Annotated in this window: 16 protein-coding genes; 10 read left to right on the plus strand and 6 right to left on the minus strand. The window is 55.0% G+C overall.

All coding sequences use genetic code 11. From position 1 onward, the window contains the following. Position 1: 1 nt before the first annotated feature. The 3 genes from HDF12_RS10320 to HDF12_RS10330 are packed head-to-tail and all read right to left on the minus strand — an operon-like array spanning position 2 to position 2,556. Entirely contained in the window at positions 2-691 is a 690-nt protein-coding gene (locus tag HDF12_RS10320) for an urea amidolyase associated protein UAAP2 (protein ID WP_179582646.1), read from the minus strand. Between the two features lie 47 nt (positions 692-738). Next, complete coding sequence (locus HDF12_RS10325) at positions 739-1,452, minus strand: urea amidolyase associated protein UAAP1 (RefSeq protein ID WP_218892345.1); 714 nt, start codon at positions 1,450-1,452, stop codon at positions 739-741. 60 nt (positions 1,453-1,512) lie between these two features. Further along, a complete protein-coding gene (locus HDF12_RS10330; protein WP_179582650.1) occupies positions 1,513-2,556 on the minus strand; it encodes a Vgb family protein in 1,044 nt (347 codons plus the stop codon). Between the two features lie 365 nt (positions 2,557-2,921). On the opposite strand from HDF12_RS10330, the gene HDF12_RS10335 reads away from it, so the two are divergent. The 9 genes from HDF12_RS10335 (at position 2,922) to HDF12_RS10370 (ending at position 14,048) form a co-directional block, all read left to right on the plus strand. Beyond that, positions 2,922-4,007 (plus strand): putative urea ABC transporter substrate-binding protein, encoded by a 1,086-nt coding sequence (locus tag HDF12_RS10335; RefSeq protein ID WP_179582652.1) that lies wholly within the window; start codon positions 2,922-2,924, stop codon positions 4,005-4,007. A gap of 6 nt (positions 4,008-4,013) precedes the next feature. Then, positions 4,014-4,874, plus strand: a complete 861-nt coding sequence (locus tag HDF12_RS10340) for an ABC transporter permease (RefSeq protein WP_179582654.1) — start codon at positions 4,014-4,016, stop codon at positions 4,872-4,874. Beyond that, the gene (locus HDF12_RS10345; protein ID WP_179582656.1) at positions 4,859-5,782 is read left to right on the plus strand and encodes an ABC transporter ATP-binding protein; all 924 of its coding nucleotides are present in this window, start codon (positions 4,859-4,861) and stop codon (positions 5,780-5,782) included. Before HDF12_RS10340 ends, HDF12_RS10345 begins: the two co-directional genes overlap by 16 nt. A gap of 74 nt (positions 5,783-5,856) precedes the next feature. Next, positions 5,857-9,042, plus strand: coding sequence for a PSD1 and planctomycete cytochrome C domain-containing protein (locus HDF12_RS10350; protein WP_179582658.1), 3,186 nt, complete (start codon positions 5,857-5,859; stop codon positions 9,040-9,042). Between the two features lie 66 nt (positions 9,043-9,108). Then, on the plus strand, positions 9,109-10,587 hold the full coding sequence (locus HDF12_RS10355; RefSeq protein WP_179582660.1) for a DUF1501 domain-containing protein: 1,479 nt from the start codon (positions 9,109-9,111) through the stop codon (positions 10,585-10,587). A gap of 22 nt (positions 10,588-10,609) precedes the next feature. Further along, positions 10,610-10,975 carry a cupredoxin domain-containing protein gene (locus tag HDF12_RS10360; protein ID WP_179582662.1) on the plus strand — a complete coding sequence of 122 codons (366 nt, stop codon included), beginning with the start codon at positions 10,610-10,612 and terminating at the stop codon, positions 10,973-10,975. Positions 10,976-11,054: 79 nt separating this feature from the next. Continuing rightward, positions 11,055-11,516, plus strand: a complete 462-nt coding sequence (locus HDF12_RS22865) for a c-type cytochrome (protein WP_373563885.1) — start codon at positions 11,055-11,057, stop codon at positions 11,514-11,516. 553 nt (positions 11,517-12,069) lie between these two features. Next, complete coding sequence (locus HDF12_RS22335; protein WP_257025479.1) at positions 12,070-12,204, plus strand: hypothetical protein; 135 nt, start codon at positions 12,070-12,072, stop codon at positions 12,202-12,204. Positions 12,205-13,037: 833 nt separating this feature from the next. Beyond that, a complete protein-coding gene (locus HDF12_RS10370) occupies positions 13,038-14,048 on the plus strand; it encodes a LacI family DNA-binding transcriptional regulator (RefSeq protein ID WP_179582664.1) in 1,011 nt (336 codons plus the stop codon). Positions 14,049-14,219: 171 nt separating this feature from the next. On the opposite strand, the gene HDF12_RS10375 is transcribed toward HDF12_RS10370, so the two are convergent. After that, a complete protein-coding gene (locus tag HDF12_RS10375) occupies positions 14,220-16,610 on the minus strand; it encodes a glycoside hydrolase family 2 protein (protein ID WP_179582666.1) in 2,391 nt (796 codons plus the stop codon). A gap of 402 nt (positions 16,611-17,012) precedes the next feature. Here HDF12_RS10375 and HDF12_RS10380 point away from each other — a divergent pair, with 402 nt between their 5' ends. Further along, positions 17,013-18,635 carry a carboxypeptidase regulatory-like domain-containing protein gene (locus HDF12_RS10380; RefSeq protein WP_257025480.1) on the plus strand — a complete coding sequence of 541 codons (1,623 nt, stop codon included), beginning with the start codon at positions 17,013-17,015 and terminating at the stop codon, positions 18,633-18,635. A 62-nt stretch (positions 18,636-18,697) separates the two neighbouring features. Here HDF12_RS10380 and HDF12_RS10385 read toward each other — a convergent pair whose 3' ends face one another. Beyond that, a complete protein-coding gene (locus HDF12_RS10385) occupies positions 18,698-20,425 on the minus strand; it encodes a CRTAC1 family protein (RefSeq protein ID WP_257025481.1) in 1,728 nt (575 codons plus the stop codon). A 114-nt stretch (positions 20,426-20,539) separates the two neighbouring features. After that, positions 20,540-23,680, minus strand: coding sequence for an FG-GAP-like repeat-containing protein (locus HDF12_RS10390; RefSeq protein ID WP_257025482.1), 3,141 nt, complete (start codon positions 23,678-23,680; stop codon positions 20,540-20,542). Positions 23,681-23,929: the final 249 nt, after the last annotated feature.

Raw genomic sequence — 23,929 nt, forward strand, 5'->3', positions numbered from 1 at the left:
TTTACTTTTGATCCATAGATTCATTGGTCGCGGCGTCCCATATCAACAACCTTACCGGCGTGGGGTTATACGCATTACACGGATTGTTCAACTGGGGACAGTTCGAGATGACGATAAGAGTATCCGTCTCTGCCTGCAGTTCTACATACTTGCCGGCGTTGGAAACCCCATCTTCGAAGGTTAACTTGCCTGAAGTAGTTACGGGTACGTTCATGAAGAAGTTGATATTTGCGGTGAGATCCCGCTTCCCAAAATCGCGCCCGGTCTTATCCGACCATTGGATCGCGCCTTTCAGGAAGCTTTGGCGGCATGCATGCATGGAGCGCTTTTCGATCGCATACCGGACCATGTTGCTCTCTGCAGAGCAGGCTCCGCCCAGCGTATCGTGCCGACCGCAGGTATCGGCCACAATCGTCAGGAGCACATTACGAGCGGTTGAGATCAATTTCGTTCCGGTCGTCAGATAGATGTTGCCTTGCGCGCGGATTGTGTCCTGCGCGCTATAGCGGTCAGCATAGTCATGCGCGTTGTAGAACAGCGTATCCACTGCCTGGTTGCCTTCGATGTCAACGATACGAACGAATTGGCCACGCTTGATCTCGTGGACAAATGAGGCCCCAGCCTCGATATCCACCATAAAGATGGCCTCTGTCGGAGTTCGTGGGCTTCTCGTTATCACTGCTTCTGTCATCCTCAATTACTCCTGCGTCTGGAAACTGATTTACGCCTGGGAGGCGGTTATTGGAAGTAGCGCTCGGTCAAGAGGAAGCCGCGCTCGTTCTCGGGCCGGAACTTGCGGCAGATATCCTCGCTTCCCGGCGCGGGTACTCGCTTCAACGTCAGAGTGACTGGCGTCTGTCTATATTCGCGATCGGAGTCCATAGGATGCTGACATGTGTTGAGGATTACCAGAGTGTTCATCTCCGCCCGCAACTCTACCGTGCTGCCGTCCTTCGCGTGTCCTTCGACGAACTGCATGCTGCCGTCCTCCTGCACTTCGACTTTGCTGAAGAAGTTCACGTTCATCATCAGATCGCGACGGTTGAGGCCGTACTTTTCCAACTCGAGCAAAAAGCCATCGAGAGCATTCTGGTGCCAATCGTTGTGTGCTTTCTGGTAGGTCAGAGCTCCATACTTCTCAGCGACCAGCGTCGCGTCGGAACACCCGCCTAATGGGTCGTGCCAACCGAGAGTGTCGTCCGTGATTGAACAGAGAATCCGACCCATGTCGGAGAAGAGCACCGCACCAGTCGTAAGCCGAGCAATATGCTGCGCCTTCAAGGTATCTGGCAGATTCAGACGTTCTGAAGGATTATCGGCGTTCAGAAATATTGCACCTACGTTGGCGTGGTCGCCTCCGGCAGTGATGCGCAGCGCGGTTCCGCGCTTCAGTACGTGCGACCATGTGGAGGACCCGCTTAGCGTCTCCTCCCAAAGAACTTCAGAGCTCAAACCAACCAACCTTCCCGGCATTTATGCCGTTTCACTTACTTTAAAAGTGTGCGCGGTCTTTCATTTTTGATCCGGGGAGATTCTCCACACGGTGCCCTGCATCAAGTTCGAAAGCCACACTGAACCGAAGCCGAACCTTACGCCGTCTCCGCCCTTGCCTGCCCATTGCCTAACTGGGAGATTGTTCGTGGCGTCTACCTGGGTGAGGGGAAAGTCAAACAACGCCGTCCATACTGAACCTGCGCCAAATGTGATCTCGCCGCCCTCGCCGGGGATGCCGCATGCGATCGTGGCGACGAGTTTGTCAGTCTTCATGTCAACCCGCGAGATGGTTCCGTCGCCCTGGTTCAGCGTCCAAACCGAACCTGCTCCAATCGTAAGAAAGCGTGGCTTTGGGCCGACCGGGATCGTTGCAATTACTTTGTTTAACTTCGGGTCGATCTTTAGCAGTTGATCATGACCAAAGGAGGAGATCCAGACGAACCCGTCCCCAAAGGCTGGGTTCTCCGAAGCTGTCGGCAGCTCTAGGTTTGAGACGACCGTGTTTGTGTTTGGGTCAACTCGTACCAACATGCTTGGCTTTACGACCATCCATATGGACTCATCCCCTACCGTGATACCGCCTTCGGAGTTTGCGGGGTCTGCAGGAATCTCGGCTATCACATTGCCGGTGGCTTCATCGAGTCGCACGAGTTGATGCGTTCCGCAGCTTGGAACCCACACCGATCCCCAGCCGTACGCAAGCCCGGAACAGGGCCGTTGCACCGTTGCGATAAGGCCGGGTTTGCCGGTCGAGGGAAGTAATTGCACAACGTGATTTACGCGCGCGCTCGATACCCAGACAGCATCCTTCGTCGCCACGGACCAGTCGGGCGATCCTTCGACGGTATATATCGTTTCCGGCTTGAGATCGCTGAGTGGACGAGCCACGCCTGATGTCGTCACCCCCGTCCGAACCACTTTCGGTGGCCGTGACAGGGCGGCTGCCGGCGGAGTTGCCTGTTGTCCCCGTGTGGAGATAGCCGCTATTGCTCCATTGGCAATCAGACTGGCCGCAATCGCAAACCGGGCTCCTCTCGCTTTTCGATGATTGATTGAAGTCATGATCGTTCTAGACACTCCGCGTAGCACCCGCTGGTTTATGAGGAGAGGAACAGGTTCTGATTGAATTGGCTTCCTTCTACTAGAACAAAGGTTCATCGATTTTCTGTTTGACATGGGATTTCTCTATTCGTCGCATAGAAAAAATTATTTCCATAGCAATTCTCTATCGCATCAATCGACTGCTGCCATAGGCAGTTGATTTCGGAGAGATTCGGACTACACTCGGAGTCACTCAGAGCCACTACGCAGTACTTCCATAACAGTTAAATCACTCGGAAACGCATCTAGTGGTTGGGACCAACCTAACCTCCAGAAGAGGGCAGCTGAACCATAAAGGTCAGTGAACTATCGAAGTACAGGAGCCAATGAAAACGACGAAGCACCGTTTTTTCGCCCTAGTCTTTACTGTCTTTCTGCTAATCGGGTGTTGTTTGCCTGCAAGTGCGATAACAGAGCCGCCGACCTTCACCGTCGGGTGGTCGGTCTACGCGGGCTGGAATCCTTACTTTTACATGCAGAAGTCCGGCACTATGAAGAAGTGGGCGGATAAGTATGGGATAGTCATCAAGGTTCAACGGTTCGACTATGCCGCGTCTCTGGACTCGTTTGTCGCAAAGAATATTGACGCCTGCACGATGACTAATATGGAGGCATTGGACATGCCGGCCGCCGCTGGCGTGGACTCCACGGCTATCATCGTTGGGGACTACTCTAACGGGAACGACGCTGTCCTAGTCCGTAACGGGCTGACATTTGATAAGCTCCCTGGCCAGCGCATTATGCTGGTGCAAAAGACAGTGTCCGAGTACTTACTCGAGCGAGGGATGGTGCTCAACGGTCAGCAGGCCCAACTCTCCAAGCTTCGGTTGATTAACACCTCGGACTCGGACATCGTTCCGGCGTTCATGAATAATACGTCGAACCCTGCGGTAGTTACGTGGAAGCCTTTGGCTTCGCAGATTCTCGCTGACAAGAGCGTCCACTCCATCTTCGATTCTTCGAAGATTCCCGGCGAAATCCTTGATCTGCTGGTTGTTCGTACCGAAGTGTTGAATCGCCCTGATGGATCCGGACAGAGATTCGCCAAGGCGATTAGCGGGGCCTGGTACGAGACGGTGCAGCAGCTGGCCTCAGGGCAGTCACAGGCGATCAAGGTTTCAGCCGCCGCGTCCGGCGACTCGATCGACTCGTATAAGGAGCAGCTCAGGACTACTTCGCTTTTTGCCACACCAAAGTCTGCTGCCGACTTCACTACCGGGCCAAATATCAAGCAAAAGATGGAACTCGTTCGCCAGTTCTGCTTCGCACACGGACTACTTGGTCAAGGCGTCAAGTCCGTCGACGACGTTGCCATCGTTTATCCAGACGGCTCTGTCCAGGGCCACAAAGAACGAGTACGTCTGAGATTCAATGCGGCCTATATGCAGGCTGCGCAACAGGGAAAGCTCTAACATCCTATGGCAAACTTCTCTCCATTTGATATTCAGGCGAGGCCAAACCGACTGATGACCCAGGGACTCTCCTGTTTGTTGTTCTTTGTTTGCGTTGGCCTTTATATGCAGACATCGATCAGCCGTCATCGTGAAAATGTTGAAGACCGCGTGGTCCCGAACGCGCGTCAACTCGCCCTGGGCATTCACTCTTCTGTCTTGGAGCCGGCGGAAGAAGACGATTATGTTGCCCCTGACAACGCTTCGAAGTGGGAACGATTTCATCACTCGATGATATGGAAGGATACTGTCTCAAGCGGCCGTCGCTTTTTTATTAGCCTCTTTCTTCTTATTCCGGTTGTGCTCCTCGCTCTCCATATTGGTCTCTTCCCTTGGTTTGGCGCTGGATTCCTTCGCTTTGTTCTTTTCTTTGATAAGATCGTCGCGCTTTCTCTGCTTCCGATTCTGTTCATCGTCTTTGGAATCGACGAGTGGTCGAAGATTGCGTTGATTGTGATTGGAGTCGCTCCAACGATGATTCTCGATGTGACGCAGATGGTGAAGGCTGTCCCGCAGGAACAGATCGTCAAAGCGTTCACGCTAGATGCGAACAACTTCGATGTCGCCTATCGCGTGGTTTTCCGTCAGGTGCTGCCGCAGGTGATCAACAGCCTCCGTCTCAATCTGAAGCCGATGATGCTTTTTCTGTTTGCCGGTGAGATGATCGCGGCGTCGGACGGACTCGCTTACCGCATCGCAATCATGAGACGACATATGGGCATGGACGTCATTTTGCCTTATGTCCTTTGGGTTGCATTTCTGCTGTTTCTGATCGATCTTTCATTGCGAGTATTGAACAGGAGGCTGCATCCATGGTTTCAAGTTTGAATGCTCCTCAGATAGGCGAACTGACGGTCACGACGCTCGGCGCACCAAACGCTATCCGCATTGAGCGCGTTTCGGTTTCGTATGCGGTTGGCAAACGAAGCCGCAGAACCGTTCTTGAAGGCATTGATCTTGAGATTGAAGAGGGCGAGTTTGTTGTTCTGTTGGGTGCGACTGGCTGTGGCAAGAGCACCCTGCTGCGCATGATTCTCGGCCAAGAGCGGCCGACCAGCGGCCGTATCTCTGTCTCCGGAAGCGCGGTCGAGCGGGTTGATGCACGATCCGGATACGTTCCGCAGAAGTATTCTCTCTTCCCGGACCGTACGGTTCTGAACAATCTGGCGATGGGGCCGGAGACCTCGAAGTACCATATTCTTGGTCGACTGCGTCCCAGCTTTCGAGCGTTCCGCAGACAGGTTCGAGAAGAGGCTCTTCGTCAGCTACAGCATATGGGTCTCCAGGCTTCGGACGCCGCCAAGTACCCTCATCAACTTTCGGGCGGAATGCAGCAGCGTGTTGCGATTGCCCAGTCCCTGATGATGAAATCGCGCGTGCTGCTGATGGATGAGGCTTTCAGCGCACTTGACCCTGCTACGCGCGCGAGTCTCCAGCGTCTGCTTCGTTCGGTGTGGAATGAGCTGAAACCGACAGTCGTCTTCGTGACGCACAATACCGCGGAGGCGCTTTTCCTCGGCAGCCGACTCATCGTTCTCGCCCGCGCCGGTCGAGAGGATCACTGCGGCTCCCGAGTAGCGCTCGATATAAAGTTGCCGGCATCTGGAATGAGTTTGCGTAAGAATGGCCAGGAGTTCCTCGATCTGGTCGACTATGTAGAGCGGTTCTCGCGAGGCGACCAACATACGACGTCCTCCCCGGATGCTTTTCCCATTGACGGAGAAGACGCGTTATGAAAAACCTCTGGATTCGCGGTCGGATCTCGGACGTGTGCATTTTCGTCGCCCTTTTTGCTATCGGTAGTTTCAGGATGCACGGTCAAGAAAAGACCCTGAATAAGGTCTCGGATAAGACGATCGCCCCAACGCCCTCAGAAGAAGACAATACGCAGTTCTTCACACAAAAGGTGCGCCCTGTGCTGGCGCAGAATTGCTATAAGTGCCATACCTCCGAGGGTGCCGGTGGGCTACATCTCGACTCACATGCGGGGGTGTTGAAGGGAGGCGAATCTGGTCCCGCCATCGTTCCGGGAGACCCCGAAAAAAGTCTTTTAATTGAAGCGATCCGTCAGACCGGTGATCTCAAGATGCCTCCGAAAGGTGACAAGCTGCCTGACGGCGATATCGCGAATATCGTTGAGTGGGTGCGACGTGGTGGCGTTTGGGACAGCGCAGAACCAACGAAGCCGGTTGTTGCCCTGCTCACTGCTGCCCAGGCGAAGAGCACCCCCGGCGATGATTTCTTCGAAAACAAAGTTCGCCCTGTGCTTGCGACGCAGTGCGGATCCTGCCACCAGGAGCGGGCTTCTGGTGGGCTTAGTCTGTCGTCACGCGAGGCACTTCTCAAGGGAGGAGACTCAGGCCCGGCGATTGTAGCTGGCGATCCGGAAAAGAGCCTTCTTCTTACGGCGGTTCACCAGACGGGTTCGCTTAAGATGCCGAAGGGCGGAAGCAAACTCTCGGCTGGGGATATCGAGACACTTGCTGAGTGGGTTAAGATGGGCGCGCCGTGGCCTAGGACCTCGGCTCCCGTTCGTATAGCCGGCAAGCAGATTACTCCCGACATGAGGAAGTTTTGGTCATTCCAGCCGCTGAAGGACTATCCCGTACCAGTGATCAAAGATCCCGCGCTTCGGTCGTGGGCAAAGACGGACATCGACCGCTTCGTGCTGGCCAAGCTTGAAGAGAAGGGGCTCAGACCCGCCCCCATGGCAGACAAGCGCACTCTCCTTCGCCGCGCTACTTTGGATTTGACCGGTCTGCCGCCTACACCTGAAGAGATTGTGGCCTTCGAGAAGGACTCTTCTTCAGACGCCTACGCCAAGGTTATTGACCGTCTGCTTGCTTCCCCTCGTTATGGCGAACGATGGGGCCGCCACTGGCTCGACGTCGCCAGATATGCAGATGATGACATTCGCGGCCTCGATCCGCGTGGCCGGGGCTACATGCCGTTCGATGGTGCGTGGGTCTATCGCGACTGGGTGATCAAAGCGGTCAATGATGACGTCTCGTACGATCGGTTTGTAAAGATGCAGCTTGCGGGAGATCTGCTTTCCAAGCAGCCCACGCCAGATGACCTGAAGGCCACCGGGTTTCTTGGTGGTGCGCCGTGGATCTGGGATCAGGCCGAGCCGATTCAGGGTCGCGCTGATGAACGTAACGAGCGCATCGACGCCGTCACGCGAGGCTTCCTCGGTCTAACCGTGGCGTGCGCACGTTGTCACGACCATAAATACGACCCAATCCTAGCCAAAGACTACTACGCGCTTGGAGGAATCTTCGCCAGCTCTACTTATAAGGAATACAACTTCGTTCCTGAGTCCGAGGTCGATTTCTGGCACGAGAGGTTCAAGGAGGCGAACGATAAGGACAAAGCGGCCCAGGACTACACGAAGACTGTCAGCGCGGAACTCGCCAAGGCACTCGCGGCTCAGACCTCTGCGTACATGGTCGCTTCGTGGCAGGTGGCAGGAAAGCCCAAGAAAAAGATCGAGGAGGCTGCGGATGCGGCACGTCTCGATCCTGAGTTCCTGGATCGTTGGGTCAAGTTCCTGGCGAAAAAGCCAACGTTCTATCCCTATCTCAAAGACTGGCAACTCATGATCGCCCAGGGCGGCGCGGAAGACCAGGCCAAGTTTCTCGCAGACTCCTTTCAGCAGCGCATCCTCGATCTCCAAATCGAGAACAAGGCGGTTGAGAACGAGAATGACAAGATTAAGGCCAAAGCCGGGGTTCCAACCGAACGCGAAAAAGATGTGAAGCCCTCGGACTTCGATACCTACGATCAGTTCTGCCCAGGGTGCACGCTTGAACTCAAGGTTCTGACGCCGGAGAAGGCGAACCTTTATGAAGACCTCTTCATGCGCCAGCTAGGCACGGGGGTCTTCGACGAGCGCGGTGAGCCAGGCCTCTTCGTCTTTCGTGGATGGGACCTGATCCGTCGCCTTGGACCAGCCGAACAAGCCTACTTGTCCACGCTTCAGACCGAACGCAGCCATGGCGGCTACGTGAAGTCGGTCGGTCAGATCTACCCCTTTGCGCATGGTATGGCCGACAAACCCCAGGCTGTGAATATTGCGGTAGACCTTCGTGGAAACCCGCACTCGCATGGTGATATTGCGCCTCGAGCCTTCCTCACCGTGCTTGGGTCGCCCGACAAGAAGCCATACACGGAGGGTAGCGGCCGGCTGCAGTTGGCAGACGACATCGTCGCGAGTCCGATCGGCTCGCGAGTTTGGGTGAACCGAGTTTGGAAGTGGCACTTCGGCACCGGCATCGTCAACACTGCCGACAACTTCGGCGCGGTTGGCGATCCACCGTCTGATCCGGAGCTCCTCGACTATCTCGCGATTCAGTTTCAGAAGAATGGCATGTCGCTCAAGAAGCTTCAGCGCACGATCATGCTCTCAGCCGTGTATCAGCAGAGCAGCAAGGAGACACCGGAGGAGCATGTCGCCGATCCTCTCAACCGCTTCTACTCTCATTTTGCTCTGCAGCGTCTCGACGCCGAACAGCTTCGTGATTCCGTACTCTTCGTTGCCGGCGACTTAGACACGAAAGAGTCGAGTGGGCCTTCGACGGAGCTAGGCATCGATAACCATCGGCGAACTGTCTACGCGAAGGTGAGCCGTTTCCGAATTGATCCTTTTCTGCAGGCCTTTGATTTTCCCAACCCCACGTTTACTGCAGAGCAGCGCTTCTCTACCAACGTACCGGTGCAGCGTCTTTACTTCATGAATAACGCCTTCATCTACGCGCAGGCGGGCAAGCTGGCCGAGCGTGTCTATGACAAGGGAGACGACACTGCCCGCATTAACGAGATCTATCGCTTGCTCTTCGGACGAGGTCCAACCCCGGCGGAACTGCAGGCGGGACTTGATTTCTTGAAGAACACTCCGGAGAAACCCGGCTACCTTGTAAATCAAGAACCACTTACCGCGTGGAAGCAATACTCGCGCGTACTCTTCAACTCGAACGAATTTGAATTCTTGAATTAGCAGTCCGAATGGTTCTTGAAGCTTTACAGGCAGGTTCCAAGAACCACGAACAAAGGAGACACTCCAATGGCTTGTGAGAAACCGAAACCAATCAATCGCCGCGACGCCCTCCGTTGTATCGGCGGCGGATTCGCCATGATGAGCTTCGCCAGCATGGTCGGCGAATCGCTGGCCCAGGCTGAGATCCTGAACGCAAATACTCCGGGTGCCGCGGCCGCCACAACCGCCGCCACCAATCCCTGGATGCTTCGCGACCCCAACTTCAAACCCAAGGCAAAGCACGTCATCTTCCTGTTCATGAATGGCGGCCTGTCTCACGTCGACAGCTTCGACTACAAGCCGATGCTCGAGAAGTACCACGGCCAGCCGATGCCCGGAGGTGATCTCGGCCACGAACGGAAGACTGGCACACTGATGAAGTCGCCGTTCGAGTTCAAGCGTTATGGCAAGAGCGGGCTTCAGGTTTCGGAGCTCTTCCCGAACGTCGGGGCCTGCGCCGACGATATCTGCGTTGTTCGATCTGTTTTTACGGAGATCCCGAATCACGAGCCCGCGCTTATTATGATGAACACTGGCGCAAATGTCATCGGGCGCCCCTCGATGGGCTCCTGGCTTACGTATGGCCTGGGGACCGAAAACAAGAACCTGCCCGGTTTTGTTGTGCTTTGCCCGCAGGTACCCACGACCGTAGGTCCGCCGCTCTGGAGCTCGGGATTCCTTCCCGCCGTCAACCAGGCGACCTACGTCACCACCGATACTCGCCAGAAAAATTTCGATCCTTACAAACTCATTCCGAATATTCATAACGACGGCTTCGATATCAAGCAGCAGCGCCACGAGCTGGATCTTGTGAAGAAGCTTGACGAACTCAACGAGACTGAGACTTACGGCCACGGACCAGCGGACCCGCAGCTTGAGGCCACCATTGGCTCAATGGAGACTGCTTATCGCATGCAAACCGAAGCGCCGGATGTGTTCGATGTGCGCAAGGAGAGCGAGGCGACGATCAAGATGTATGGCGAGGGCTCAACGGCACGTGGTTGCCTGACTGCGGCCCGCTTGATTGAGCGCGGCGTCCGCATGGTGCAGGTCTATTACTCGATGGGCGACCCGTGGGATGCTCACCAGGATATCCAGTCTCACCGCAAAAACGCCAAGGACTCGGACCAGCCCTTCGCCGCGCTCGTCAAGGACCTCAAAGCGCGTGGTCTTTTCGACGAGACCATCATCGTCTGTGGCTCGGAGTTCGGTCGTACGCCGGTGGTTGAGCTTGGAGGGGCTGGAACTCACGCTGGTCGCGACCATAATCCGCATGGTTTTAGCATGTGGCTTGCGGGCGGCGGGATCAAAGGCGGCATGACTTATGGTGCCACCGATGACTTCGGCTGGAAGGTCGTTGATAAGCCTGTCCATGTCCATGATATCCATGCGACGATTCTGTATCTCATGGGCATCGACCACACCAAGCTGACGTTCCGCTCCAGCGGCCGCGACTTCCGTCTGACTGACGTCTCGGGAAATGTGATCCACGACATCATTGCTTAACTGCTCCACCGAAAGGGAACACATGAAGTCCAGGAAATGGTCCGCTGCATGCGGTCTTGCAGTCATCTTTCTCTTTGCCAATACAACGAGTTCGCGTGCTCAGGATCCGGAGCCTAAGGTCATCGAGATCCACGCCAAGAAGTTCGCCTACGAACCTGCAGAGATTACGCTGCACAAGGGCGAGACGTATAAACTGCACCTCACCTCTGACGACTCCCCGCATAGTCTCCGGATCAACGCGCTCAACCTGAATGCGAAGATGAAGGCTGGAGAGTTTAACGATGTTCTCCTCACTCCGGATCAGGTGGGCGATTTCAAAGCCGACTGCGGCGTGTACTGCGGTGCGGGACACAAAACGATGTCAATGACGGTGCACGTGATCCAATAGTGAGATGAGATCACGCCGCTTCTCTTCGTTGATTCTGCTTTCGATACTGTCGACTGGCCTTGCGGGATGCCGTGTCAGCATGCCGTCCGTAACCGAGACCAAGGTTATCAACTGGACGAAGCATATCACTATCGGGGGCAAAAAAGACGCCAATCCGGTAGCTGCAAGTGCGGAGAATATTGAGGATGGCAAACAGAGCTTTACCTCGTACTGCATGGTTTGCCACGGGCTTGACGGCCAGAACACGGGCGTTCCTTTCGCTGCGTCTGTTTCTCCACCCATCCCCTCGCTTGCCAGCGCCGAGATTCAGTCTTATACGGATGGACAACTGAGTGGATTATCAAGAACGGAATTGCTCCTTCGGGTATGCCCGCCTCTGACAAGGATTTTTCCGATGAGGATATATGGCGCATGGTGCTTTATATTCGGAACCTGCCGAGGGCAGGCAGCCTGGGTGAGCCTGCCGTATATGGCCGTTCAGCGAAATGATGAGGTGGCCATTGAAACGTGGGAAAACAGCCATTTCGGTCTAAACATATAAAAATATCGATGTAATAGCTTTGACTTTTCCAGCCTCAGGCTTGAGGCCGTTCTAGCTGACACCCGGAGTGGCCGCCTACGAAGGGAGGCCGTACGCCGGCCTTTGAAGATCTCAGAACCAGGAGTTACGGCAGGGAGCCGCAGAAAAACAACTCCATGTTTGACAACCTCTCTTCGCATCTCTAGATCACGAAGGCAAGCGCTTCTCGTGCTCAGTTACGAGTCACTCCGTCGTTCCCGCTTCAGAAGCGCCTTTAACACGGTGCAGGATTAGAGTTCCGTGCCCTCGCCCGCGCAATTCTTAGTGCCGAGTGGAAACCTGTAAAGGAATGCTTCCTAGTGGCCGCAATCTTCGAGCCTATCGAGCTTCGGAGCTGTCTGACTTTTAATCGCATTCGATCTCTCCGAGGAACGTAGAGCGCAGTCGTGATGAACGTTGTCCGCATTGAGTACGCCGTACAGCCTCAGAGGATACTCAATGCTCTGGCATGCCAGGAATTGTGGTTCATTTATCCTGCATTAGAGAACCAGTGCTTTATATTATGAGAACCTAGATGGACGGTGACGACATATCGCTCTATATCGGCAATCCTTCAATGATCTTCCCGCCAATAGTCGGGAAGACCCTGTTGATAGAGGCTTCTCCTGAAAAGAACGACAGCGGAATGGCAAAGAAGTTTATACGTTAACTGTAAGGTTTACGCAAACCTATTTACATGCACAATAAGACTTCTGTCAAGCAACGATTTGTTAGCCGAAGTTACGTTCAAATGAAATCGCATCTGCTACCCGTTGCACTGTAAGTTTGTGATATGGATCGTTCTTATGAGGGCTGGTAGAGTTATGTCTCCACGTAGCGTGATGTGGAGACGAATTGGTAGGGTTGTCGTGGGGGTGTCGAGCGAGGCATTCCATGACGGCAGCTCGTTGATTTTGCTTATTGGATGGCCGCGGTCTGACCCGGGACGCGATAGTAGGGTTCCGGGTCGAACCCGTTGAACTTAAATGAGTTGACCACGGAGCAGTTGGCGGCACCTTCCCCGCTTGCATCCGTTGCGCCGAAGATGTTTTGCAAGAGTCATTCCTACTCCTCCTTCCCCTATATTTCTTGTCAGTGGCGCGTCTGTTTACTCTAAGGGGCGCTGTGTTGGCCGGGTGTACACAGCATTGGTGTGCCATGATGGTGTGTGTTGGTGTGGTAGTTAGGGGCTGGACCTTCAGCTGTCCGTCCGGTGGCGCGTGAGCCCGAATCGCCGCAGCCGTATCGCACTTGAGTGAGTGTTTAACGGACATGGCTTCGAACAAGGTGCTTATGGTGTTGAGCAGAGGTCTTGCTTGCTTGACCGTTCCAATCTCAAACGCAAGAACATATCCCAGAATCAACTTCAAATCGGCATTTGGGCTCAATCTTCCGAATGCGTTGATAGAAGATATATTCAATTCATGTTCGGCTGCTGTCAGCATCGGTCAAACGATGATTGCGAAAATCGGCTATGGCTAAATGCCGTTCTCGCGGGGATTTATGAATATTGAAGCTGTCGCCAGACGCGCCAACGTCTCAACTGCCACGGTTAGTCGGGTAATCAATCGACCAGAGCTGGTGCGGGCATCGACGGCTGCGGCGGTTCTGGAAGTCATTCGTGAGTTGAACTTCTACCCCAACCGGAATGCGCGAGCGTTGGGAACTGGCCGCAGTAACATGTTTGGGCTGATCATTTCCGATATTACCAATCCTTTTTTCCCTGAGTTGGTGAAAGCGTTCGAGACCATTGCGGTAGAACACGGACAGGAGGTGCTGGTTGCGAACACTGACTACAATCCGGTCAGGATGGAGCATTGCCTGAGCCGTATGCTGGAGCGCAAAGTGGACGGGGTCGCCATTATGACCTCCGAGATGGATGAGGCGCTGATAGGACCTTTCGGCAGACGTGGCATTCCGCTGGTGTTTTTAGATGGCGGGAAGCCGGCGCTTGGAGTCAACACTATCAGTGTGGACTACAAGACAGGCATCGGCCAGGCGATGAAGCATCTGAGAACGCTAAATCATCGCCGGATCGGATTTATCAGCGGCCCACTAAGGCTGATCTCGGCGCGGAAACGTCTGGACGCATTCATGAAGGGCATGGCAGTCGATAAGCCCCGCATGAAAGAGACATGGATTGAGGAGGGAGATCATCGGATCGAAGGTGGAAAGATTGCGATGAGGCGCATGCTAACTTCTAAGAAGTTGCCGACGGCCGTGATGGCGTCGAACGATCTCACTGCGATCGGGGCGATCGACGAGATCCATGAACAGGGTTTCCGGGTGCCGGAGGATATCTCGGTGATCGGCTTCGACGATATTCACATGAGCGCTTTTACCTATCCTGCGCTGACGACGATCCGCCTGCCCAGAACGCAGATTGCACAGATTGCCTTTCAGTCTCTGTTTGAAAGTTATGATGGGCATCAGATTGAACCGCGTCCGGGAAGAAACCGCGTGATCGAGCCTATGCTGGTGGTCAGGAAGTCGACGGGACCACCGAAAAAGTAAAGTTGGTTTTGTGTGAGATCTGTAGTGCGGCTCAGGGAAGGCTTCGGCACAGGACGGTTTTTACTGCGGTCCGTGCTTTCGCACGAATATCCCACCCTATCGCGATGGGACTGCGAAAGGATCGGGCACCCAGTCTCTGTGGAACTAGCGTTGCGGCAATGAGTGAGTTGGTCAGGCCTGTTCGGGTGAGGCTGCGGAGCACTGGATGTCGATGGTCTGCTCGCCGAGGAACGGGTGAGTGGCGCGCAGGCGGAGACTGCCGGGCTGTTCTTTGGCGCGGATCCAGATTGCTCCGGTGCCGCCTATAAGGGCAAAGGGGTTGTCGCCTATGATCTCCCCGGGGCCTTCAAGTTCAAGGCGGATGGCGTCATTGGCGAAGGGGCGTATCTGGCCGAATTCATCGTTGACCCGTAAGACGACCCGTGTTGTGTCCGCGCCGTCTCCGATCAGTTCGCGATCGTCGGGCAACAGCACGAACTGCTGGTCGACGCCCTTGCCGGAGTAGCGTTTGGATACGACTTGTTTACCGCCAATGTAACCCTCGATTCGGAGATCGCCCCAGGCGCGAAGACCTTCGCCGAGAGGGATGGTGAAGGGCGGATGTTTGAGGGAGGGAAACTGCTTGCGATCGGGATCTCCTTCGCCGACCAGGCGCTCGCCTTTGGCGTTCTCGACGAAGAGCTTGAGGTGGTCGCAGTTGGAGGAGATCATCGCGGTGGTGAAGCCTATCGACTCGTCATTGCGCGACCAGTGGAAGGCGGGCTCGAGGACGATCTCTTCGGAGGGTTCGCACATGGATTTATAGAAGCCTGCGGCGGACTTAGGAGTGCGGAAGATGTCCATGACGCCGTGGTAGCAGATGCGGTCGCCGGAGCCGAAGTTGTTGTGGGTGTTGTAGTCGAAGGCGCACCAGCCGATGCCGCCGGCGTATTGGGGGTTGGAGGCGAGGGTATCGTGGACGCGGGCGTGGCGGACGACAAACTCCTGCAGGCGCTCTTTGCTATCGATGGTTTTGGCGGGGAAGGTGTGGCCGACGAACTCCGTGTTGAGGTAGCGGGGATGGTTTGGGGCCTTCAGGGGCCAGCCGAAGTCGTTCATGGTGAAGACGTCTTCGAGGAACTCGGACTCCTGGAAGTAGCGGATGCCGCCGGTCTGGCGCTGCTGGTCGAGGGCGTGCGCGAGGGCGTTGGTGCGGGTGTAGAAGTCGTGGTTGTCGCGCGACTCGTTGATGCGGACGCCCCAGAGGATTATGGAGGGGTGGTTCCAGTCGCGCCGGATCATGCGGCGGACGTTATCGACGGCGATATCCTGCCAGGGCTTGTCGCCGATGTGCTGCCAACCGGGAATCTCTTCAAGGACTAGGAGGCCGATTTCATCACAGGCGTCGAGAAAATGCCGGGACTGTGGGTAATGGGAGGTGCGGACGATGTTGCAACGAAGGTCATGCCGGAGGATCTTTGCGTCCTGACGCTGGACGCGCGCAGGCATCGCCTGGCCGACGAAAGGAAAGGTCTGGTGGCGGTCGAGGCCATGAAGCTTGACGATCTTTCCGTTGAGCGAGAAGCCCTGTGGGGTGAAGGTGGCCTCGCGGAAGCCGATGCGGCGGCCGTCTTCGTCGATGACTCTGCCGTTCTCGAGGAGTTGAACGTGAACGGTGTAAAGGTGCGGGGTTTCAAGATCCCACAGATCGAGCTTGCCCAGTTTATCGAGCGTGAGAGTGTAGGAGCCGGGGACCGGGGTGGGGAGCGGAAGCGCGCCCAGGGTTTGGTCAGCATCGGCCTCGTGGTGATCGATGGACGTGGGTTCGGAGATCTTGCGGGTGGTCGAGGAGCAGACGTTGCCGTCTGGGTTGCGGCGGAGTTCGGCGCGGAGCGAAAGTGCTCCGAGACGAGAATCGGGAGCGCGGTCGAGGAAGCATTCGACCTCGACGGTGGGGGAGGCGCTGAGCACGTTGGTTGGGCGGGCGCAGATGTTTTCGAGAAAGGTCTGGGGGACGATGCGGAGCGCGACCTCGCGATAGATGCCGCCGAAGGTGAGGTAGTCGACCTCGTTGCCGAAGGGCGGGATGTCGGCGCGTTCGGTGGAGTCGACGTCGAGGGAGAGAAGATTTTTGCCGGAGGGGTCGAGATGCTGGGTCAGCTCGAAGGAAAACGGCGTGTAGCCTCCGCGGTATTCGCCGAGCTTCGTGCCGTTGAGGTAGACGGTGGATGCGGTCATAACGCCTTCGAAGTCGACGAAGACGCGCCTTCCGTGAGCGGCGGGGATGTCGAGCGGGCGACGGTAAAGCGAGATGAACTCATAGGTCTTGTCGTCAAAGCTGTGCCAGGGCAGGCGAACGTTAGTGTGCGGGACGACGACGCGGGTAAAGCTGGAGTCGTCGAAGCCGGGATTGTGACCTTCGCTTGAGGTTTTTGTGCTATAGCGCCAGCCGCGATTGATAGGCAGGATCATGCGGCTGCCACGCGTGGTGACGGGGGCGAGAGCCTGACTTGTGGCTGCTGGCGCGATGACGCCGGCGGCGAGGACTGTTCCGGTGGAGGTGAGAAAGTGTCTGCGGTTCATGCTTTACGTCCAGGCAAGAAGAGCTCCTTAATTGGGAGAGTCAAAGTATCTGCGCGGCGCAGAGCTCTGGTTCGTTCGATCCTGTCCAATGTACGCGCATACATTGCAGGCTAGCAATCGTAATTTGTGGATGCTACAAGGGATCGTGATTGCAGTTCGCGTTTATATGATGATGGTGCTATTGCCAAGTCGAGAAATGCAATTCAAAACAAGGTAAACGCGATTCACCTTCCGCCTGAATGAGACGGAGTTATAGTTGCAGTCAGGTACATGAAGAAGCACACTGACAACCTGTTTAAGACGAGTGCAGCGAATTTACCGACGGTAATATCGCGCGAATTGCTTTCTCACTCCAAAACGAGTACTGCTAGTTGGTTTCGCGGTGTTTTGGTGGCTGTCGCTATGCTTCTGTTTGTCGTCTCCATTGGCGTGGCGGTTGCGCAGCAGATCTCTGCTGACGTGACGGGGGTCGTGCAGGGAACTGTCCATTCTCCAAGCGGTAAGCCTGTCGACGGCGCAGTCGTGAGGCTCGAACAGAAGGGGGTTCATGGTGGTGTCGAGATTCAAACCAACGCAGATGGCACGTTCGCGTTTTCGACCATTCAACCGGGAATATATCGGCTGAGCGCAGAGAAACCAGGATTCCGCGGCCGCGCTGTAGCTGTCACACTATCTTCAAAGGGCACCCAACAGAAGGTTGATCTGGTCCTAGAAGATGGAGGTTCAGTTCAATCAACTCCCGGGGCAACCTCATCGCCTTCCGAACAAGCTATGGCTTTCGCCGATAAGCCGAACTTCACCGTTGCAGGAGTGACTGATTGGACGGCGGTCGGGGGGCATGGATCGGACTCTATGCTGCGGACCAGCGAAGCGCTCGCGAGTGAAACAGTTACGCTCAAACCATGGGATCAGGCAGGCAGTATTGGAACAGCCGATGCTGCTCCTGTTTGGAAGGAGACCGAAGGCAAGTTACGCTCAGATTTGGAACATTCTCCGGGAAACTTTGAAGCGAACCATAAGCTTGGTGAATTCTATCTTCGAACTGGCCGATACGGCGAATCGCTAGCGCCCCTACAAAATGCATCTCGGATTAATCCGGAAAATCTCAAGAACCAGTACGACCTTATTCAGGCTTATGACCGGAGTGGTCGTACTGCGGCGGCCCTCGATCGCGTCCATGAGCTACTCAAGCAACATGGGAACGGGAAGCTATATCGGCTTGCGGGTGAGTTGGATGAGACATCAGGCAATCCTCTAGCCGCCGTTCATGAGTATGAGGAGGCGGTCCAACTGGAACCCAGTGAACAGAATTATTTTGAGTGGGGTTCTGAGTTATTAATTCATCGAGCTGTTTGGCAGGCACAGGAGGTCTTTCGCAGAGGGGACGAAGCCTATCCGAGGTCGGCCAGAATGCTGACGGCCCTGGGTGCGGCTCTCTTCGCCGGCGCGCTGTACGAGGAGGCTGCCGTTCGCCTGTGCCATGCTTCCGATCTTGACCCGATGGACCCTGAGCCGTATATGTTTATGGGTAAGATGCAGACTGTGGCTCCCGATATATTGTCGTGTGTTGAGCAGAGGCTGGCACGGTTTGTGAAGGAGCAGCCTGACAACGCTCTTGCCAACTATTTTTATGCGATGGCGATCCTGAAGCGGCAGCAACATTCGGCGGAGACCCAGACCATGAATCAGGCCGAGGAGCTGCTTGCAAGAGCTGTCACTATCGATGCAAAATGCGGCGACGCTTACCTCCAGCTCGGGATACTGTCTGCGTCTCGATCCAAATTTTCCGAGGCGATCGATTTTTATAAAATGGCAATCGAAGGGGAGCCGCAGCTGGGCGAGGCCCATTACCGGCTCGCGCTAGCCTATGACCGAGTCGGAGAACGAGCGAAGGCTGAAGAAGAGTTCAAGCTTCACGATGAGATCAAGAGTCAACAGGCAGAGGCCGTTGAGAAGAAGCGTCGCGAGGTCAAGCAATTCCTGATCGTTCTGCCAGATCAGCCTGTTCCTTCGACGGCACGATAAAAGCAAACAGGCTGATCCAGCAACTGTCGACGGCGGGTTCCTGATGAGAACCTATCTACCTTCTAAGTGGAGCGCGAGGAGGCGGCCTTGGAGATTGCGACGATTCCGTTGCCTTCGCGGATGGTGAGTATCTGATTCGCTTTGACCTGCATGAATCGTTCTATCTTTTGCGTCGTCGGCCACTTCACTTCAATGACATCCACTACATCTGCCTTGCCAAGACCGAAGTGAATGCGCAGATCGCTTTGCGACATCACGCTTGTACCGCTATGAACTTCGTCCATTTGAATGTGCTTACCGGTTATGACGCGCACGCGAGCTCCAATTGCGGTGCGATTGCATTTTACGCCTAGCAGTTTGATTTTGATCCAGTTTTGTTTGTTTCCTCCGTCGTTGCGAAGGAGCGATGGCAAATCGTTCATGTTCAAAATCAGCGCATCCAAGCCACCATCGTTGTCATAGTCTCCGAAGGCCGCGCCCCGGCTGGAAAAGCGTTCTGCAATTCCGGGCCCCATTGACGACGAAACATCCTTGAAGCGTCCATTGCCGAGGTTCTTGTAGACCAAGCGCGGATTCTTGAAGGTTTGATCGAAATGGTAGTTGTCGATCTCAGGGTAAACATGCCCATTTACCTGAAAGATGTCCGGCCAACCATCGTTGTCATAGTCAAGAAAAGCGCATCCCCATGCGACATAGCGGTTATTGATTCCTACGCCGGAAGGAAACGTAACATCGCTGAAGGTTCCATCGCCGTTGTTGTGGTATAGGTTGCAGGTGTCGTCCGCGAAGTTGGTCTTGAAGATGTCGAACCAGCCGTCGCAATCGTAATCGGCGACAGCGACACCCATTCCGGCCTGCTCATGACCGCCATCGCTGTAGGCGCAACCGGCAATAACGGCAACATCGGTGAACGTTCCGTCGTGATTGTTCTGGAAGAGAATGCTCGGTTGTGAGTCCACCGCAACATAGATGTCCGGCCAACCATCGTTGTCGAAGTCGTAAGAGACGGAGGTGATGGAGTATCGCGGGCCCGGTTTCAGAATGCCCGACTTTTGCGAGACGTCGGTAAAGGTGCCGTCTCCATTGTTGTGATAAAGAATGTTCGTGTCGCCGGGAAGGCCGCGGGGGCCGCACATGATGGGGACACCCTTCCACTGACAATAATGCGTTTCGTCTGCCGCTGGAATGGTCTCCGGATTCAGCTTGAGATAGTTACAGACGAAAAGATCGAGATGGCTGTCCCTGTCGTAGTCGAGAAAGGTGCAGCCAGCGCCCCAACGGAACTGTTCCTGATAGAGGCCGGCTTTGTGAGTAACATCAGTAAAGGTTCCATTTCCATTGTTGTGGAAGAGGATGTTATGCCCCCAGAAGGTGCAAAACAGATCGTCCCATCCGTCGTTATCGTAGTCGCCGATGCAGACGCCGGTCTGCCAACCGGTGACACCCAGACCCGACTTCTCGGTGACATCGGTAAACGTGCCATCGCGGTTGTTCTTGTACAGATGAGATATAGGCGCCTTTCCGGCAGACCATTGAGCGTCAAGTCGATTTCCATTGGTGAGATAGATGTCCAACCAACCGTCCTGGTCGTAGTCAAAAAAAGCCAGCCCACTTCCCTTGGCCTCGATAATGCTGCGCTTGTGGTCAATACCGCCCCACACGTTTGGGATTGTCAACCCGGCTCGCTGCGCGACATCCACAAACTGCACTGGGGGCGCAGGATTCGAGGTTGCGGCTTGGATCAGCGTTGGATCTCTCCATTGCCAGAGCGGGGTCGTTAGCGCGTCCATCAACGGGGTACCGAGCATAACAAGAGATGAGCAGAGGAAACGCCGTCGGGGAAGATTCATAGGTTGCGATTATAGAGGGATAGGATTGGTTCGGCGTTGGTTTTAAGACTTTGATCAAGGCTCTGCGTTTAACATCTCCGTTGCCTTAATAGCACTCGGGTTCTGCGGCTGAATGCGCAGCAGATCCTGCAAAACCTCTTTGGCCTTTTCCTTGTCGTTGCGTAGTGCGTAGAGTCGAGCAAGATTGAGATAGGGCTGATCGAAACTCGGGACGGTACGGATGCAAGTCTTGAACTGCTCTTCTGCCTTCGCGTAGTCCTGTTCCCTCACGAAGAGAACGCCGAGGTTGTTCAATGCTTCAGGATAATCGGGACGCAGTTCGAGAGCTTTTTGCAGATAGTTCGATGCGTTTTGCATCTGGCTTTGCTGAGCGTAAAACATGCCCAAGCTGTAGTTGACTTCAGGATTGTCGGGTTCAATTTCACGTGCGTGGTTCAGGCAATCCTGTGCCTTCTCAAAAGCTCCCTGCCGCCGGTAGACATTTCCCAGGTTCAAAAGGGCAATCGCGTAGGTTGGTCTCAGGCGTAATGACTGTTGGAAGTTCTGGATGGCTTCGTCAGGCTTACCTTGCTGGGCAGCCATCATTCCAAGGTTGTTCCACGCCTCGGGATAGTTTGGTCGTAGCTTTAGCGTTTGTTGAAGATATTGGCGTGCCTGTTTAAAGTCATTTCTTCGCAGGCTAAGCGTTCCGAGGTTGTAATAGCCTTCCGGATCATCCGGCTTTGCGGCGATGACCTGCTTGAATGACTCAGCGGCCTGTTCGAGATAGCCGTGCTGAAAGAGCGCGACCCCGTAAGTAAAGTCATTGCGTTGGAATCCTGCCCGGTAGAGCATTCCGCCTAAAGGCATCGCCTTTTGTATGCGCCCCTCTGCTGTAGTTGGAACAGAGCTTACATCCTCGAGCAGACGCTCGGGGGCAAGCGGTCCCTGATAGATCTTTACGATCATGCCTTCTCTGTCCAGCAGGAAGGAGGTTGGAATCGCGAGGTCTCTGCGACGATCGAACAAGTAGCGGTAGATGATGTTATAGATACCGGCTACTTCTGCTGTTGCGAAGACAAGAGGGAAGACAAATTTTTCTTGTGCCGCGAAGGAGCGAGCTTTGCCGAGATCGTCCGGTTCGTCGACGCCTATTGCGAGAATCTTCAGTTGGCTTGCGGTGAAGGCTGACTCATATTGATGAAGAAGTCTCAGTTGGCCGCGAGAGAGTGGTGCTGTTGTTGACCAGAAGTTGAGCAGCACAAAATTACCCCGTAGCGCCTGGAGAGTTCGAATGCTGCCCGCGAAATCAGTTAGAGAAAACTCCGGGGCTTGTAAGGGCTCAATTAGCCATGTGTCTGTCTGGGATGGGAGAGGCTCTAACTTTGACGCGGGGCCCGCTCGAGTTAAGGAAGGGTTAGGGGCGGCGAAGGGCTTGGCGAGAAATGTGGTGGCGCCCTCTTCGATTTCGATACGATGGTTTACCGGTAGGTTCTCGAATTTCTGAGAGAGCCCACTCGGCCAGCAGATCGTGGCGCGGATCGGTCCCTCCAGCCTCCCAACGCCAAAGAACACCTCTTTGGAATGCTGAGCCAGAAACCCGGAGCCTGCTTGCAGATACTTTATCTGCCTGATAGTTCCAGCTTCTACTTTGATGGCAGCTCCGATAGCATCGCGATTGCTCTTGATCCCTCGTAAACGGAATGCAATCGAGGCGCCGATATCGTTCATAACGTTATGAAGGATCCGTAACTGGGGAGCGTTGCGGTTTTTGAGGATGAGCTCCAAACGTCCGTCGTGGTCGAGATCGGCGAGAACGAAAGAGCGGCCGTCCTCTGGGAAGTCCAAACCGAGCGTCCCCGAAACCTCAGAAAATGTGCCATCGCGGTTGTTGACGAACGCTACGTTTCTTTCCTGGCCGCTCCACGAGCTGTCCGATCGGATCAATTCGTTGAGAGCGTTCCATCCACGCTCGTAGGCCAAAGAGGGCGTGGCGTCTATGGGCGACTTCGCAACCACTTGCCGCCAGAAAAAACTGCCGAGATCACTTCTCGCTGATTGGCCTTCAGGGGCGGTGATATACCCATTGACGACGTAGAGGTCAGGGTAGCCGTCATGATCGAAGTCCCACAGATCCGAGCACCAGGCCCATCGGCCCATCTCTACTCCTGCTTGCCGGCTGATGTTTTGAAACTGCCCATTCCCCTGATTTCGATAGAGAGCATTTCCGCGCGCGTGCCGTTGATAGAGTGCACGGATGTCTTCCGAAGCTTTTTCCTGAAAGTGTCTTTGTGTTGAAACCCTTTGGCCCGCCGCCGACCACATATTGGCGACATAGATATCCTGATTTCCATCGTTATCAAAATCGGACCAGCAGGCACTCATCCCTGCTCCCACGTTCTCAACGTTGGCCGAGCTCGAGGCTACGGTGAACGTTCCGTCTCCGTTGTTCCGATACAAGTTATTGCGCCCGAAGTCATTGGCCACGTATAAATCGGGCAAGCCATTAGAGGTGGATTCACCCCAGGCGCACGCGAAACTGTATCGGTTGTTATCAACGTTCAATCCTGTCGCTTCGGTCTTCTCGACAAAGGTACCGTTCCCCTGGTTGTGCAGCAGGCAATTGGCTGGGCCATTACGGGCGTCGAAGTAGGGCACCGGATAGTGATACTGATCGAGGCCTAGGTAATAGCTGTACAGGCAAAAGTAGATGTCGAGAAGTCCGTCGCGATCGTAGTCGGCAATCGCAGCATGCGTGAACGATCCCTGAGGAGGATTCGTAAATTGAAAGGCGTCACGCTTGATCGCAAACGTTCCGTCCCCTTTATTTAGGAATAGCAGGGGGCCGCTGCCGCAAACCACCAGAAGATCCTGAAACCCGTTATTCCGAAAGTCGGCGAACAGAGCGCATGCAGTATTGTCCAGCACTCCAACTCCCGATCCTTCTGTTACATCTTCAAAGGTACCGTCACCCCGATTGCGGTACAGGCGGTTCGGCAGACCTGCCGGCTGACAGACATAAAGATCGTCGAATCCATCGTTATCGAAATCCCCCGCGGCTACACCGTTGTTGCCGTAAACGTCGATGCCGCATGCGCCATCCAAGACCGTACGCCAATAGTCGGATCCGCGAAGCATCTGCTTTGTATACGAGTCCGTTCCAGCGAGAGCTTCATGGGTGACATCAATAAAGGCGAGCCCGTCAGTGACGCTCAAGATCTCTTCTGTAGCCTCCCATCTTTGTGCCTTCCAAGTTTCCAATGCGTTGCGCGATTCGTCGTAGGACCACTCGGTGCGCCACGATCCAACTCGCTCCTCGCGGTGTCGATCCTTTCGACTGGCGACGATGTCGTATCGGATATCCAGGCGAACCGTCAGGGGAGCGCTCGACACTTCTTTGATATCAGTGATTTCGAACTCCGCGGTTTCCACGCGCGAGACCTGCCCTAGCCATCTTTGAATCTC

The organism is Tunturiibacter gelidiferens, assembly GCF_013410115.1.
In the GTDB taxonomy this organism is placed as follows: Bacteria; Acidobacteriota; Terriglobia; order Terriglobales; family Acidobacteriaceae; genus Edaphobacter; species Edaphobacter gelidiferens.